The organism is Thiohalocapsa sp. ML1 (assembly GCF_001469165.1).
Taxonomy (GTDB): domain Bacteria; phylum Pseudomonadota; class Gammaproteobacteria; order Chromatiales; family Chromatiaceae; genus Thiohalocapsa.
In genome coordinates, this window is sequence record NZ_JABX01000027.1 from 1 (window position 1) to 15,000 (window position 15,000).

The following is a 15,000-nucleotide window of genomic DNA, read 5'->3' on the forward strand; positions in this document are numbered from 1 at the left end:
TCGCCGGGCCGGCCGTCGCCGGGCCGGAGAGCCGACCTCCAGGTCGGCTCTTCGCCAGCGCATCCCGCTCTGTCGCCGTGTTGACCTGGAGGTCAACACTCCAGTCAACACTCCAGTCAACACTCCGGTCAACACTCCGGTCAACACTCCGGTCAACACTCCGGTCACTCCCGCCAACACCGCAGACATTCCATGACGATTACGACAACGACAACGACGAAACCCCGGTCTCGGGATTTCGGCAGCGAAGCACTAGCTCCTAGCCCCTAGCCCCTAGCCCCTAGCCCCTAGCTCCTAGCCCCTAGCTCCTAGCCCCTGCCTCCCATGGATTTGGTCAACACCCTGTTCCAGTCCGCCCCCTGGGGCGTGCTCCGCATCGGCCTGCACGCGGTCTTTCTGCTCGCGGCGCTGTACGTGCTGAAGCAGATGCTGGACCTGCGCGCCGTCGTCGGGCTCAAGCACCTGGCCAAGCCGCGGGCGGGGTTCGCCGCCGCCGGCGTGCTCGCGGTGCTGGCGTTCGGCGCCGTGCTCGCGTATCAGGCGAGCTGGCAGCTCTCCGGCACGGCGCGGCCGGAGCTCATCGCCTTCATGCAACTGCACGACCGCCGGCAGTTCAATCCCGCGCACTGGATCGAGCGCGGGCGCATCCTGGATGTCGCCGGCACCGTGCTCGCCGAGACCCGCGCCGTCGAGGCCCCGGCCGGGCTCCAGGCCCAGCGGCACTATCCCTTCGGGCCGGACTTCGCCCACGTCGTCGGCTATGCGGACCCGCGCTTCGGCGCCTCCGGCATCGAGTCCGCGACCAACGTGCTGCTGAACGGCGGCAAGCCCGACTCCTGGCGCGACTGGGGCGAGCTTGGCAAGCAGATCCTGACCAAGAGCAAGCGCCCGAAGGGCAACGACGTGACGCTGACGCTGGATGCGGCGCTGCAACGGCTCGCCGTCGAGCGCCTGGGCGAGCGCGCCGGCGCCGTGGTGGTGCTGCGCCCGCAGGACGGCGCGGTGCGGGTGCTCGCGAGCACGCCGTCCTTCGACCCGAACCACATCGACGCGGACCTCTTCCTGCGCGCGGACCCGCAGACGCGGCTCTTGAACCGCGCCACCGCCGGGCTCTACCCGCCGGGCTCGACCTTCAAGGTCGTCATCGCCGCCGACGCGCTGGACCGCGGCTTCCGCAGCCTCATCGACTGCCCGGCGGACGGCTGGACCACGTCCGGGCGCTACCGCAAGATTCGCGATCACGAGTACTACGAGGCGCGCCGCGCCGGTCGCGGCTGGCGCGGACACGGGCGCATCGGCATGACCACGGCGCTGGCGGACTCCTCCAACGTCTTCTTTGCGCAGCTCGGCGTGCACCTCGGCCACGAGGCCTTCCGCGCGACCGCGGAGCGCTTCCTGTTCAACAGTCGCGTCACCATCGGCGCGGGCGACTCGGGCCGGCAGCTCATGCGCACCGGGCGCATCCCGCGCATCCCGGCCTCGGACCGCTACGGGCTCGCGCAGGCCTCCATCGGCCAGGGCAAGGTGCTGGCCACGCCGGCGCAGATGGCGCTCATCGCCGCCGCCATTGCCAACGACGGTGTCGCGGTGCGGCCACGGCTCCTCGCCGACGAGGAGCCCGCCGCCATCGGCCGCTTCATGCAGGCGGGCACGGCGCAGGAGCTGCGCTCGATCCTGCGCAAGGCGGTCGCAGACGGCACCGGGCGCAGCATCGAGACGCCGGGGCTCGCCATCGCCGGCAAGACCGGCACCGCCGAGAACCCCTTCGGCGCATCGCATAGCTGGTTCATCGGCTATGCGCCGGCGGAGCGCCCGCGGCTCGCCTTCGCGGTGCTGGTGGAGCACGGCGGCTACGGCTCCACGGCCGCGGCGCCCATCGCGCGGGATCTCCTGCTGCTGGCGCAAGAGCGCGGCCACCTGCCATGACCCACACCGGTAGCTGAGCATGGCCAAGCCCGCCCGCCCCATCACCCTGGCCGAGCGCTGGGACGCCCGCGCGCCGGAGCGCCGGCTGCTGGCGTGGGTGCTGTTCGCCATCGGCGTCGGCTTCGTGATGGTGCTGGGCGCACTGCCGAAGGACGGCATCCCGGTGCGCTGGACGGACCTCGTACCACCCGTCGGCTTCGCGCTCGCCTTCGCCGGCGCGCATCTGGTCTTCGTCGCCGCCGGCTTCCGCGGCGATCAACTGATGCTGGCGGCGGTGGCCTTCCTCGCCGGCGTCGGGCTCCTGGTGCAGTTCCGCATGGGCGCCTATGCGGGTGGTGCCCTCACGCTCGATCACCTGGTGCTGCCGGTGGGTGTGCTGGCGCTCACGCTGACGACGCTGGCCTGCATGGACGGCCGCTACCGGCCGCTGGCGGCGGGGCTCTGGTTCTGGGCGGTGCTGTCGCTCGCGCTTGTGGCCTTCGTGCTCGCCACCGGGCAGCGCTTTCGCGGCGCGGTGTTCGGTGCCGGCTTCATCACGCCGACGGAGGGGCTCAAGCTCACGGTGGTGCTGTTCGCGGCCGCCTTCGTGGACCGCCATGCACAGGCGCTGGCCAAGTGGCACGCGCCCGTGCCCTTCCCGCCGCTGCGGGCGCTCTGGCCGCTCGGGCTGTTCAGCGCGCTCTTGCTCGGGCTGCTGCTGGTGCAGCGCGACCTTGGCCTGGCGCTGATGCTCGCCGTCGTGCTGCTGCTTCAGCTCGCGGCCGGCACCAAGCGCGTCTGCTATCTGGTCTATGGCGCGCTCGCCGCCGCCGCCGCGGGCTATGCCGTGCTCCAGTTCTTCAGCCACGGCCAGCGTCGCGTCGCGAGCTGGCTCGACCCCTTCGCGGACCCCACCGGCGCCGGCTGGCAGGTGCTCCAAGGCCTGTCGGGCATGTACGCCGGCGGGCTCTGGGGCGAGGGCTTCAGCCAGGCGCGCCCGCGCTACACGCCCATCGCGGAGTCGGACTTCGTCTACGCCGTGGTGGCGGAGGAGCTCGGCTTCGTCGGCAGCGCGCTGTTGCTCGTCTTCTTCGGGCTGCTGTGCTGGCGGCTGATGCTGATCGCCGCTCGCGCCAAGTCCCCCTTCGGCACGCTGGTCGCAACCGGCCTTGCCGCGGTCTTCACGGTGCAGACGCTGCTCAACGTCGGCGGCGTCACCAAGGCCATCCCCATCACCGGCGTCACGCTGCCCTTCATCAGCCAAGGCGGCAGCAGCCTGCTGGTCACCTGCCTCGCGCTCGGGCTGGTGCTCGCGATCTCCGACGGGGAGCCGAAGCCGGTGCGACAGAAAGCCGCGCCGCGCCGCGCCGGCGCGGCAAGGGCTCGGGCGAGTGCCCGCTAACTTTTCAGATCAGCAAGGACGGGCGCGAGCCGGTGGCACCGTTCCCCTGCCGACCCGGCTGTTCCGGCTGCGTCTGGAAAAGCTCGAAAGCCTGTGTGCCCCGGGTATGCCGCAGAAATTCCGCGAAGCCCGCCTACGGCTGCTCGAAGGCCTCCCGCCGCCTAGCCAAGTTAGGCGGCGCGGGCTAAGCTCGCTGGTCACCGCGACAGCGTGCCATGAACATCGCCTGGATCATCGACCGCGTCAGCACGCAACACTACCGCTGGTCCCGTCACGCCGATTCGATCATGTCGAAGAATCGAGAAGAAAAGCGCCGCCGGAAAAAGCAACAGGCGCGCCGTCAGGGGCAGGCCGCGACGAGCAAGCAGCCAGCGCCTCGCGAGCTGGTGCTCGTGCCGAGTGCGCAGACGCTGTGGCGAACCCTGCACCTGGACTTGAGCGTCCAAGAGCGGTTGCACGCGACGACAAAGGCGGTGCAGCCGTCGCTGTTGAAACGTGACGCACCCAAGATCCGACGCATCGAGCAGGCTGCGGACCTGGCGGCCTTGCTGGACCTCGCACCGGCTGCAGGCGGCTTGGCTGAGTATGCCTGGCTCAAGCGGGTGACGGAGCTCGGTGCAGGCGCCGCTGCCGAGATCGTCGCGCGGGTGCACAGTGATTGGATGCGATCGCAGCGGCAGTCGAGCGGGAGCGTTGATGAGCGATTCATCGGCGCGCTGCGGTGGTGCGGCGACGCTGGAGCCGGGGCGCTGATCGATTGCTGGGACGCGCTGGACGACTACGGACGCAGCCTGGCGAGCGTTGCGCTCGGTTTGCTCGATGCGCACACGGAAGCCGACCGACTATGGATCTTCTTCGAACGTACGCGCTCCGACTCGACCACGAACTGGGTCGGCCCGCTTTGGGGCTTGATCGACTTCGCGGACGCGCGTGCTGCGGACGCTTTGTTGGACCTCTTGCTTGGCCAGCGGGAGTTTTACGAGCGGTACGGATTCTTGTCCCGCGGCGGTGACCGCCGAGCGGTTCTGCCGTTGTTGGCGGCGACGTTCGATGGTCCGGAGTGGCTGCGTGCGGATGCGACCTGGGCACTGACCGGCATCGCGCATCGCCTGGGCCGGGAAGGCTTTCGCGAGGCCATGAATGACGCCGAGGCCGCCGCGAGCGCGCCGGCAGAGACGATCGACACGGTGGTCGATAGCATCTTTCGGTTTTCGCAAGACGCTGTAGAGAGGCACTTCGAGACCTTCTACAATCGTTACCCGAGCTTCCTCGCCAGTACCCGCGCCACTGGTCGGGCGCTTTGACCAGCTTAGGGAGCCCACCTCAGGGAGCCCACCTCAGGGAGCCCACCTCAGGGAGCCCACCTCAGGGAGACCAGACGTCGCGCTGCTCCAGCAAGCGGCAGCGGCCGGGGCTGACCTCCTAGACCCGGAACTGCTTGGCGTGGCCGAAGTGCTCGCTGACGGCGAGGCCTTCCTTGCTGGCGACGGCAACCTTGAGCGGTGTGGGGGTGGGCGGGGTCAAGCTGGGATTACCTGCATGCGGGCCGTTGGGGCAGGCTTCGTTGTCGTTGTCGAATTGCGCGGGATGCCGAAGCTCCCCCGCGTCGTCGTTTCGCGGCTGCAGCCGCTCCCACGGGTCAGAGGTTGATCTCGGCGCCCACCGGGTTGCGCTGGACCTGCTGCATCTCTTCCGGCGTCTTGGCCTTGATGCCGAGCGCGTGGAGCTTGCCGGTGGCGATCTCGGTCTTGAACAGGTCCAGGATGCCGCGCTGGCGCTCCAGGGTCTTCATGCCCGCGAAGGCGGGCGTGACGACGTAGACCTCGAAGCTGCACCGTTCGCCGGCGACCTCGATGACGGCGTCGGGGTAGAGGCCGCGGATGCGGGCGATGATCTCGTCTTCGTGCATGTCTGGTCCCTCAGCTCGCGGCGGCGGCCTTGGCGGCCTTGGCGGCCTGGAGCATGTCCATCAGCTCGCCGGACTCCATCAGCTCGGCGACGATGTCGCTGCCGCCGATGAGCTCGCCGCCGATGAAGACCTGCGGATAGGTCGGGAACTGCGACACGGCCGGCAGACGCTCGTAGATGAACGGCGATTGCAGCACGTTGACGAAGGCGTAGTCGATGCCCGTGTCGGTCAGGATCTGCGCCGCGCGAGCGGAGAAGCCGCACTCGGGCTTCTCGGGCGTGCCCTTCATGTAGATGAGCACGGGGTTGTCGCTGATCTGCTGGCGGATCTTCTCTTCGGTGGTCATGGTTTGGGCTCCGGTTGCGGCAGGGGGCGCGTCGCGCGCGTGCTGACTGGTGACGCGATGAGGCGCCGCCCGCGGCGATGCCGAGGCATTAAGCAAATAACGAGCCGGGCTGGATCTGTCCGTAAGCCGCTGTTTTCGCAGTTCGGGGCGCAGCGGCGGGCCTGTCGCGTCCACCGCAGTCCAACGGGTGGGCCGTTGCGATTGCGACAAACCGCGTTGGGATCTGGGTTGAGGGGAGGCGAGCGGTTTGACCCGCGTGCCGGTCAGGTCCCGTCGATGCGATCGTAATAGCGAGCGCGATACAGAAGCCGCGGCACCTCGCCGTCGGTGAAGCCGGTGCGGGTGTGCAGCACGTTGTTGCTGATGAGGCCCCAGCCGGACTCGAGCCGGCCGCGGAAGTGCCAGGGCGTGTCGCGGTGCAGCACGTCCTTGAGCCAGGCGACGGCCTCGCGCGTGAGCGGGTCGTCGCGCCAGACGATGTTGCGCGCGCGGTTGGTGTAGCGCATGTGCAACTGCCCGTCGGGGCGCACGGCGAACACGGGGCCGGGCTGGTCCGGGCGCACCTGGGCGCCGTCCACATGGCTCGCGGGGATGGTCATGCACTCGGGGTGCATCAGCGCGCGGATGTAGTCCGGCGACTGGTCGCGGACCAGGATGTAGACGATCTCGTGGTCGAGCAGGTCGTTGGCGCCGCCGTCCGCGGCCGGGTGCACGCAGTGCAGCAAGAGCGCGTCGATGCGTCGCTCGGGGCTGTTGTAATAGCCGTCGGTGTGCCAGGCGATGGGCCGGTTGGAGTAGGGGATGTAGTCGCGGTGGCGGGCGTCGGTCTGCACCGTGAGCGAGGTGATGGCGTCGTCGTCGGCACCGCGGTTGTGGTCCAGCCGCGTGAGGCCGAAGGCGGCGCCGAGCCGGGTTGGGATCTCCTTGTCAGGGTCGTCGCCGGTGTTGCCGATGTAGATGGCCATGTTCGCGCGCCGGCAGCGCTCCAGGATGGCCGCATGCTCCGCGGCCGTGAGCCGGCGCGGGTCGTCGATCTCGACGATGAGGTCAGCGAGCCGCGTCGGCGCATCGGCGAGCTTCTGCTCGCGCCAGGCGAGGTAGGCGTTGTCGGAGCCGAGATCGAAGGGCGATGCGGGCATGGTCATTGACGCGAAAGGCGGCGGCTGCGGCGGGCCGTGGATTCTCGCACAACCAGCGGGGTCTTGGCCTCAGCGTCCCGGGCGCACCAGCCCGCCAAGGCCGATCTCCTCCAGCGCGTCCATCAAGAGCTGGCGCACGCAGGCGCCGGTCTCGCAGAAGAGCGCCTTGCGCAGGATCTCTTTGGCGCGGGTGCGGCTGATGCTGCGCACGACGCCCTTCACGCGCAGCAGGCTGCCGGCGCTCATGCTGAGGCTGTGCACGCCCATGGCGAGCAGGAGCGGCGTTGCCCGCGGGTCGCCGGCCAGCTCGCCGCAGACGCTGACCTCGCGTCCATAGGCGCGCGCGGCCTCCACCACCTGGATCAGCGCTCGCAGCACGGCGGGGTGGAACACGTCGTAGAGCCCGGCGACGCGGGCGTTGTTGCGATCCACCGCGAGCAGGTACTGAATCAGGTCGTTGGTGCCGATGGACAGGAAGTCCACGCGGCGCGCGAGGGCCTCCGCCTGGTACACGGCAGCAGGGGTCTCGATCATGACCCCCACCGGCGGCAGCCGCACCGGATGACCCTCCTCGTGCAGCTCGTCGCAGGCGCGCTGGATCAGCGCGAGGGCGTCATCGACCTCGTCGGTGTTCGTGATCATCGGCAGCAGTAGCTGCAGGTTCCCGAGGCCGACGTCGGCGCGCAGCATCGCGCGCACCTGGGTCATGAAGATCTCGGGGTGGTCGCGGGTGATGCGGATGCCGCGCCAGCCGAGGAAGGGATTGGACTCCTCTACCGGGAAGTAGGGCAACGACTTGTCGCCGCCGACGTCGAGCGTGCGGATGGTGACGGGGCGCGGCGCGAAGGTCTCCAGCAACTGCCGATAGTGGTTGCGCTGCGTCTCCTCGCCGGGGAAGCGGTCGCGCACCATGAAGGGCAGCTCGGTGCGGTAGAGCCCGACGCCGGCGGACTCCTCGATGCCCAGCGGGCGCTGCTCCAGCACGAGGCCGGTGTTGAGGTAGAGCGGCAGCGCGAAGCCGTCGGTGGTCTCCGCCGGCAGGCCGCGCAGGTTGTCGAGCTCCGCGGAAAACGCCTGCTCCTCGACAATGAGTCGCCCGTACTCGGCGCGCACCAGCGCGGACGGCTGCACATAGACCCGGCCGCGGTAGCCGTCGACGATGAGCGGCCAGCCCTCCAGCCGGCTCACGGGCAGATCCATGACGCCCAAGGCGGCCGGGATGCCGATGCCGCGGGCGAGGATCGCCACGTGCGACGACGCCGAGCCGCGGCGGCTCACCAGGCCGACCAGCGATTCCCGCGGCACCGCCGCGATCTGCATGGCGCTGATGTCGTCGCCGACGAGCACCGTCTGCCCCGGATAGTCCTCACCGGGGGTTGCCGCCGCGCCTTGTTGCAGGCGCAGCAGCACCTGCCGACCGAGGTCGCCGACGTCGGCGCCGCGCTCGCGCAGATAGGGGTCGTCGAGTCGGTCGAACTCGGCGACCAGGTTCGCGACCGTGTCGCGCAATGCGCCCTGTGCCCAGTTGCCGGCGCGGATGCGCGCGATGGTGTCGGCGACGAAGCTCTCGCTCTCGAGCATCAGCCGCCAGGCGCCGAACAGGGCTTGGTCTTCGTCGCGCAGCGTGCCGCTCATGCGCTCGGCAAGGCGGCCGATCTCGGCGGCGACCGCGGCAACGGCTTGTTGAAACGCGGCCACCTCGGCGTCGGGGTCGGCGGCGGGCCGGTCCGGCACCGCTTCCAGGTCCGCGGGCGGATAGACCACGACGGCGGTGCCGATGCCCACACCGGGCGAGGCGGCGACGCCGGCCAGATGGCGGCTCGGCAGGCCCGGACCCTGGCTCAGCCGGCCCAGCTCGCCGTTGCCGCGGGCGAGCGCGATGGCCGCGGCCAACTGCACGGCGAGGGTCACGACGAAGGTCACCTCGTCGTCGGCAAACCGCCGCGGCGCGCGCTGGCGCAGCACCAGCACGCCGAGCACCTTGCGGTGCTGGATGATGGGCACGCCCAAGAAGCCGTGATACTGATCGTCCCCGGTCTCGTTCAGCTTGAGATAGCAGGGATGGGTGTGCGCATCGTCCAGGTTGACGATGTCGGCGCGCTCGGCGGCGCGGCCGATGAGGCCGCGGTTCAGCGGCACCCGCACACGGCCGACAGCGTCGGGAGGGAGCCCGTCCGTGGCCAGCAGCACATGCTCGCGGCGGTCTGGGTCGGTGAGATAGACCGAGCAGACGTCGGCGCCGATGGCGTCCTTGACCTCGTGCACGAGCACGGCGAGCGCGGCGTCGAGTGACGGCGCCCTGTCGACGGCCTCAAGGATACGGCGCAGTGGGGCGAGCATGGCGTCAGGAACCGTGCAAACGCATCGGCGTTGCGTCGTGCTCGGCCGTGGGTGCTGTGTCCCTCAACGGCGGCGCTGCCGCAGGCCGCCGAGAAAGTGGGCGCTGCCGGCGCGCCGCTCGGCGTCCAGCCACGCGGCCAGGGCCGTGTCCTCCGCCGGGTCCGGCAGCGGTGCGCCTTCCGGATAGAGCAGCGGCGCGAGCTCTTGCAATGCCTGCGCGTAGACGTGCCGCTTGAAATACACGACCTCGCGTAGCGGATGCCAGTAGCGCACCCAGCGCCAGGCGTCGAACTCGGGCTTCGCGGTGCGGTCGAGGCAGAACTCGTTCTCGCCACAATCCACGCGGAGCATGAACCAGACCTGCTTCTGGCCGATGCAGGTGGGCCCGCAGCGTCGGCGGATGAAGCGCCGCGGCAGCCGGTAGCGCAGCCAGCCGTGGGTCGCGCCGAGCACCGTGACTTGGCCGGCGCAGAGCCCAACCTCCTCCTCAAGCTCCCGGTACATGGCCTCCAGCGGCGTCTCATCCGACCGGATGCCGCCCTGGGGGAACTGCCAGGCGTTCTGGCCGATACGCCGTCCCCAGAACAGTCGGCGCTGCTCATTGGTCAAAATGATGCCGACATTGGGGCGAAAACCGTCCGGGTCGATCAAGGCGGCGTACCTGTTTGAGTGCCACGGCATTTTTCCATAACCACACGCAACCGGGCAAATCCACAAGCATTTCAGTCTTTGCTGATATGGCCTGCTTCCGCTAAGGTTCGCGACCACCCTGCTCCAAGCGCCGACCATCATGCCGCTCGCGATCTTCGATCTGGACAATACGCTCTTGTCGGGCGACTCGGATTACCTCTGGGGCCGGCATTTGGTGGCGCTCGGCGTGGTCGACGGTCCTGCCTACGAGGCCGCGAACGCCCGCTTCTACGCGGACTACAAGGCCGGCCGGCTCGACATCGACGCCTTCCTCGCCTTCGCGCTGCGGCCGTTGCGCGACAACGACCCGATCCTGCTCGCCGCCTGGCGGCAGGCCTTCGTCGAGACGGTGATCGCGCCGCTCATCGGCCGGCCGGCCCTCGACCTGGTGGCGCGCCACCGGGCGGCGGGCGACACGCTGCTCGTGATTACCGCCACCAACGCCTTCGTCACGGCGCCCATCGTGGAGCGCTTCGGCATTGCGCATCTGATCGCCACCGAGCCGGAGCGCGACGGCGATGGCTATACGGGCCGCGTCGCGGGCATCCCGGCCTTCCGCGAGGGCAAGGTCACGCGGCTGCAGGCCTGGCTCGCGGAGCAGGGCGCGGACCTTACCGGCAGTCACTTCTACAGCGATTCCATCAACGATCTCCCGTTGCTGGAGCGCGTCGACCATGCCGTGGCGGTGGATCCGGACCCGCTGCTGGCCGTTATTGCGTCGGAACGCGAGTGGCCGATCATCTCGTTGCGCGAAACGCCCGCCTGAGCGCGCCGCGCCGTCACCGTTCCGTCATCATTCCCTCATCAGCCTGCAATGCCGATCCGCTATTCTGCTCAATTGGCCGGTCCATTGGCCGCGTTATTGGCCGAACAGCGAGCGATGGGGTGATTTCATGGGGGTCAACGCGTCCGCACTCCCGGTCCGGCGGGGAGAGCGTTTGTTCGTGGAGCTGGCCGCTGGCCCGCAGGCCGTGCGCCAGGCGCAGGCGCTGCGCTACCGTGTCTTCGGGCAGGAGCTCGGCGCCAAGCTCAAGCACGGCCACCCGGGCCTGGACGTGGACGATTTCGACGCCCATTGTCATCACCTCTTGGTGCGCGAGACCAAGACCGGCGCCGTCGTGGGCTGCACGCGGCTCCTGAACGGCGACGACGCCCGGCGCATCGGCGGCTTCTACTCGGCCGGCGAGTTCGACTTGGGACCGATCCCGAACCTGCCCGGCAAGCTGCTGGAGGTGGGGCGGACCTGCATCTCCGCGGAGTGCCGCGACGGCGCCGCCATCGCCGTGCTCTGGTCCGGCATCGCCGGCTACATCCAGATCCACAACATCGACTACCTGTTCGGCTGCGCCTCGGTGCCGCTCGGCGAGGGCGACCTGCAGGCCGCGGCCATCATGAACCGCATGCGCCGGCACGCGATGTCGCCGCCGACGCTCCGCGTCACGCCGCGGACGCCGTTGCTCTGCACCCATGTTCCTGCAACCGTGCTGGATGCGCCGCTGCCGGCGCTGCTGAAGGCCTACGTGCGCCTTGGCGCGCGGGCCTGCGGCGAGGCCTGCCGGGATGCCGACTTCGAGGTGGGCGATATCCTGATGCTGCTCGACATCGGCGAGCTCAACCCTACCTATGCCAGACACTTTCTGGAGCGTGTCGGCGAGCATTGAACGAGCGGCAACCATCGACCGCGCTGGCGCGGGCGCTCCGTCTGACGGAACATTTCTCGACCGGCGTCGTGCTCGCCGTGCCGGTCGCCGTGCTCGGCTTGCTCAAGCGCCCGCGGCCCTGGCTGCCGGGGCTGGTGGCCTGGTGGCACCGACGCCTGCTCAGGAGCCTCGCGGTGGGCGTGGAGGCGACCGGCACACCGGTGCAGGGGGCGCTGCTGGTGGTGAACCATGTCTCCTGGCTCGATATCCCGGTGCTGGGGAGCCTCGCGCCGGTGCGCTTCGTCTCCAAGCTCGAGGTCCGGCGGTGGCCCGTCGTGGGCTGGCTGGCCGACCTCGCCGGCACGCTGTTCATGCAGCGCGGCGCGCACCAGGCCACGGCGATGGCCCGGGTCATCGCCGCCGAGCTGCAGGCGGGCGCGACGGTCGCGATCTTCCCGGAAGGCACGACCGGCGACGGCCGCGAGCTCAAGCGCTTTCACGCCCGCCTGTTGGCGGCGGCGGACGGCGGGCAGGTGCCGATACAGCCGGTGGCCATCCGCTACGGCAACGGCGTGGAGCCGGACGCCATCGCGCCGTTCATCGGCGATGACAGTCTGTTGCCGCACCTGGGGCGCGTGCTGCGGCATCCTGAGCTCTGCGTGCGCGTAAGCTTTCTGCCGCAGCTAGACCCCGCGGGTCTCACTCGGCGCGCCCTCGCCGAGGCCGCCCGCGAGGCCATCGACCGGCAGTTGCGGGACTGGTCGAATGCCGCCTGCGGCAGCAGCGCGGCCACCCCGGACGCGCATGCCGCGGCCCGGACGTTCTGACTTTACGATTCTGGACAGCGCTCGGCGGACGCGTCATGGACAATCAGCACGAACAACCTCTCCGTATCGCCGTCGTCACCGAGACCTTCCCGCCGGAGATCAACGGCGTCGCCAATACCATGCAGCAACTGGTGACCGGCCTCGCGGAGCGCGGCCACCACCTGTTTTTGGTGCGCCCGCGACAGGTGACCGATCGTCGTCGCCGGACCCCGCGCGGGCATTTTCTGGTGCCGGGCCTGCCCATCCCCGGCTACCGGGGGCTGCGTTTTGGGCTCCCCGTGTACTGGCGCCTGCGCCACCTGTGGCTGCGCCTGCGCCCGGACGTGCTCTACGTTGCGACCCAAGGCCCCCTCGGCCACGCGGCGCTGAACGCGGGGCTCAACGCGTCGATCCCCGTCATCACGGGCTTCCACACCCAGTTCCATCAGTACAGCCAGCACTATGGGCTCGGGCTGTTGACGCGTCCCATCGAGCAGACGCTCAGGAACTTCCATAATCGCTCGGACGCAACGCTGGTGCCGACGGCGGCGCTGCGCACACAGTTGCACGAGTCCGGGTTTCGCAACGTGCATGTGTTCAGCCGCGGCGTAGACACCGCGCTGTTCGACCCGGCCCGGCGCAGCGCCGCATTGCGCCGAGACTGGGGCTGTGAGCCGGACAGCCTGGTCGCGCTCTATGTCGGGCGCATCGCGGCAGAGAAGAACATCCATCTCGCGCTCGAGACCATGGACGCGCTCGGCGCCCGCCTGCCGAGCCTGCGCTGCGTCCTGGTGGGCGATGGCCCGGAGCGCGCGCGGCTCGCCCGTAACCATCCCAATTGCCGCTTCGTCGGCGCCCGGGTGGGCGAGGAGCTGGCGGCGCACTACGCGAGCGGCGACCTGTTCCTGTTCCCGAGCCTGACGGAGACCTTCGGCAACGTCGTCACGGAGGCGATGGCGAGCGGGCTCGCGGTCTGCGCCTTCGACTACGCCGCCGCCCACGAGCACATCCACGCGGGCGTCAACGGACAGTTGGTGCCGTTCGACGACGCCGAGCAGTTCGTCGCGCGCGCACTCGCGCTCGTCGAGCAGCCGGAACAGGTGCGTGCCATGGGCAAGGCCGCGCGCAGCACCGCAGCGGCGCTGAGCTGGTCACGCGTCATCGCCGGCGTCGAGGAGCGGCTGCGGGATGTCGTCGGCGGGCGCTCGGCGCGGCCCGCGCCGAAAGCGGTGGAGGCGGCAGAAACGGCGCCGTCGGGCAACGGGGTCTAGCGAGTGCTCATCGAGATCGAAATCGCTATCGAAATCGCTATCGCTATCGAAATCGAACCCAGTGGCTACCGATCCCGATCCCGATCCCGATCCCGATCCCGAAAGTGAGCCAAAGGGCCAAGGGCCAAGGGCCAAGGACGGCTCCCTCGGCCCTCGGCCCTCGGCCCTTATTCCCGGCTCATCTGCAAACATCCATAAGCCCCGAAGGCTTTGTCGCCGCCAGCACCGTCACCGGCAGCGCCGGGCGCCAGGTCTCGAAGCGCCCGAGTGCTGCGGCATCTGCCACCTGCACGCGGGTCAGCTCGCCGCCGATGCGCTGGTGCAGCGCCACCAGCAGCGTCTCGGTCTCCAGCGTGACGGCGTTGGCGATGAGCCGCCCGCCCGGCCGCAGCGCGTCCCAGCAGCGCTCGACGACGCCGCCCGCGGTGAGCCCGCCGCCGATGAAGATCGCATCGGGCGCCGGCAGGTCGGCGAGCGCCTGCGGCGCGCGGCCGGCGACGATGACCAGATCCGGCACGCCGAGGGCCGCCGCGTTCTGCTGGATCAGCGCGCCGCGCCCCGCGTCGGGCTCGATGGCGATGGCCCGGCAGCCGTCGCCGACGCGCAGCCATTCGATGGCGATGCTGCCGCAGCCGGCGCCGACGTCCCACAGCAGCTCGCCGGGCAGCGGCGCGAGGCGGCTTAAGGTTACGGCGCGCACGTCGCGCTTGGTGAGCTGGCCGTCGTGCGCGAAGGCGTCGTCCGGCAGCCCGGCGCGGCGCGGGCGCGGCGGCAACCCCGGTGCCGCCCGACACTGCACGGCAATGAGATTGAGCGGGTCGACGTCGATCTCCGGCCAGGCGTCCGCGCTGGCGTCGATGCGCCGCTCGGCCGGGCCGCCTAAGCGCTCGAACAGCGTCATTGCGCTGCTGCCGAAGCCGTCGCCACGCAGCAGCGCGGCCAAGAGCCCCGGCGTCTCCCGATCCGCCGACAGCACAATGAGCCGCGCCCCATCGGCCAGATGCAGCCGCACCCGCGCGAGCCCGAGCAGCCGGTCCGGCGCCACCGGACGCAACACGCGCAGGTCCTGGAGCGGCCAGCCGAGCCGAGCCGCCGCCAGCGACGCGGAGGACACCGCCGGCAGCACCTCGTATTCGCCGGGCGCGAGCCGCTCGGCCAGCTTTGCGCCCGCGCCGAACCACATCGGGTCGCCGCTCGCGAGCACGCAGACGGGCGCGCCCCGCAGCGCCAGCACGGCACTGAACCCAACGTCGAAGGGCTGCGGCCAGGGCTCGCGGCGCTGGCCCTCGCGCTGGCCCGGCAGCCGCTCGGGCAAGAGCTTGAGGTGGCGCTCGGCGCCGAAGACCACGGCGGCCCCGGCCACGGCCGCGCGCGCCGCCTCGCCGAGGCCGGCGAGCCCGTCCTCGCCGATGCCGACGACGCACAGCCAGGGGCCGGCGGGCGCCGGGTCGGATTGCAGGTTGATTGACATAGATAGCGATTCCATCGGGCGCCGCGCTGGTGGATACCGGCGCCAGCCGCTACAGTTACGCGTTTTCGCGCATCATCGCGT

The 15,000-nt window shown here is 70.2% G+C and carries 13 protein-coding genes; 7 read left to right on the top strand and 6 right to left on the bottom strand.

Going from position 1 to position 15,000, the window contains the following annotated elements; all coding sequences use genetic code 11:
• Positions 1 to 324: 324 nt before the first annotated feature.
• From ML01_RS16670 to ML01_RS16680, 3 genes are all read left to right on the top strand, one after another.
• Complete coding sequence (locus ML01_RS16670; protein ID WP_058556538.1) at positions 325 to 1,926, top strand: penicillin-binding protein 2; 1,602 nt, start codon at positions 325 to 327, stop codon at positions 1,924 to 1,926.
• A 19-nt stretch (positions 1,927 to 1,945) separates the two neighbouring features.
• Complete coding sequence (locus ML01_RS16675; RefSeq protein WP_058556539.1) at positions 1,946 to 3,307, top strand: FtsW/RodA/SpoVE family cell cycle protein; 1,362 nt, start codon at positions 1,946 to 1,948, stop codon at positions 3,305 to 3,307.
• Positions 3,308 to 3,522: 215 nt separating this feature from the next.
• A complete protein-coding gene (locus ML01_RS16680) occupies positions 3,523 to 4,611 on the top strand; it encodes a hypothetical protein (RefSeq protein WP_058556540.1) in 1,089 nt (362 codons plus the stop codon).
• 335 nt (positions 4,612 to 4,946) lie between these two features.
• Here the strand turns inward: ML01_RS16680 and ML01_RS16685 are convergent, their stop codons facing one another.
• The 5 genes from ML01_RS16685 to ML01_RS16705 form a co-directional block, all read right to left on the bottom strand.
• Positions 4,947 to 5,216 carry a BolA/IbaG family iron-sulfur metabolism protein gene (locus ML01_RS16685; RefSeq protein WP_058556541.1) on the bottom strand — a complete coding sequence of 90 codons (270 nt, stop codon included), beginning with the start codon at positions 5,214 to 5,216 and terminating at the stop codon, positions 4,947 to 4,949.
• A gap of 10 nt (positions 5,217 to 5,226) precedes the next feature.
• Positions 5,227 to 5,562 (bottom strand): Grx4 family monothiol glutaredoxin, encoded by a 336-nt coding sequence (gene grxD / locus ML01_RS16690; protein ID WP_058556542.1) that lies wholly within the window; start codon positions 5,560 to 5,562, stop codon positions 5,227 to 5,229.
• Positions 5,563 to 5,825: 263 nt separating this feature from the next.
• Entirely contained in the window at positions 5,826 to 6,701 is an 876-nt protein-coding gene (locus ML01_RS16695; RefSeq protein ID WP_058556599.1) for a TauD/TfdA family dioxygenase, read from the bottom strand.
• A 69-nt stretch (positions 6,702 to 6,770) separates the two neighbouring features.
• Positions 6,771 to 9,041 (bottom strand): phosphoenolpyruvate--protein phosphotransferase, encoded by a 2,271-nt coding sequence (gene ptsP / locus ML01_RS16700; protein ID WP_058556543.1) that lies wholly within the window; start codon positions 9,039 to 9,041, stop codon positions 6,771 to 6,773.
• A gap of 63 nt (positions 9,042 to 9,104) precedes the next feature.
• On the bottom strand, positions 9,105 to 9,692 hold the full coding sequence (locus tag ML01_RS16705) for an RNA pyrophosphohydrolase (protein WP_082674359.1): 588 nt from the start codon (positions 9,690 to 9,692) through the stop codon (positions 9,105 to 9,107).
• A gap of 139 nt (positions 9,693 to 9,831) precedes the next feature.
• Between ML01_RS16705 and ML01_RS16710 the strand changes: the two genes are divergently transcribed.
• The 4 genes from ML01_RS16710 to ML01_RS16725 all read left to right on the top strand — a co-directional run bounded on the left by ML01_RS16710 (position 9,832) and on the right by ML01_RS16725 (position 13,448).
• Complete coding sequence (locus tag ML01_RS16710) at positions 9,832 to 10,497, top strand: HAD family phosphatase (protein ID WP_058556544.1); 666 nt, start codon at positions 9,832 to 9,834, stop codon at positions 10,495 to 10,497.
• Positions 10,498 to 10,624: 127 nt separating this feature from the next.
• Complete coding sequence (locus ML01_RS16715; protein ID WP_058556545.1) at positions 10,625 to 11,392, top strand: GNAT family N-acetyltransferase; 768 nt, start codon at positions 10,625 to 10,627, stop codon at positions 11,390 to 11,392.
• Positions 11,389 to 12,198 carry a 1-acyl-sn-glycerol-3-phosphate acyltransferase gene (locus tag ML01_RS28915; protein ID WP_162268038.1) on the top strand — a complete coding sequence of 270 codons (810 nt, stop codon included), beginning with the start codon at positions 11,389 to 11,391 and terminating at the stop codon, positions 12,196 to 12,198. Before ML01_RS16715 ends, ML01_RS28915 begins: the two co-directional genes overlap by 4 nt.
• A gap of 35 nt (positions 12,199 to 12,233) precedes the next feature.
• A complete protein-coding gene (locus ML01_RS16725; RefSeq protein WP_082674360.1) occupies positions 12,234 to 13,448 on the top strand; it encodes a glycosyltransferase family 1 protein in 1,215 nt (404 codons plus the stop codon).
• Positions 13,449 to 13,626: 178 nt separating this feature from the next.
• Here the strand turns inward: ML01_RS16725 and ML01_RS16730 are convergent, their stop codons facing one another.
• Complete coding sequence (locus ML01_RS16730) at positions 13,627 to 14,919, bottom strand: bifunctional cobalt-precorrin-7 (C(5))-methyltransferase/cobalt-precorrin-6B (C(15))-methyltransferase (protein ID WP_058556546.1); 1,293 nt, start codon at positions 14,917 to 14,919, stop codon at positions 13,627 to 13,629.
• Positions 14,920 to 15,000: the final 81 nt, after the last annotated feature.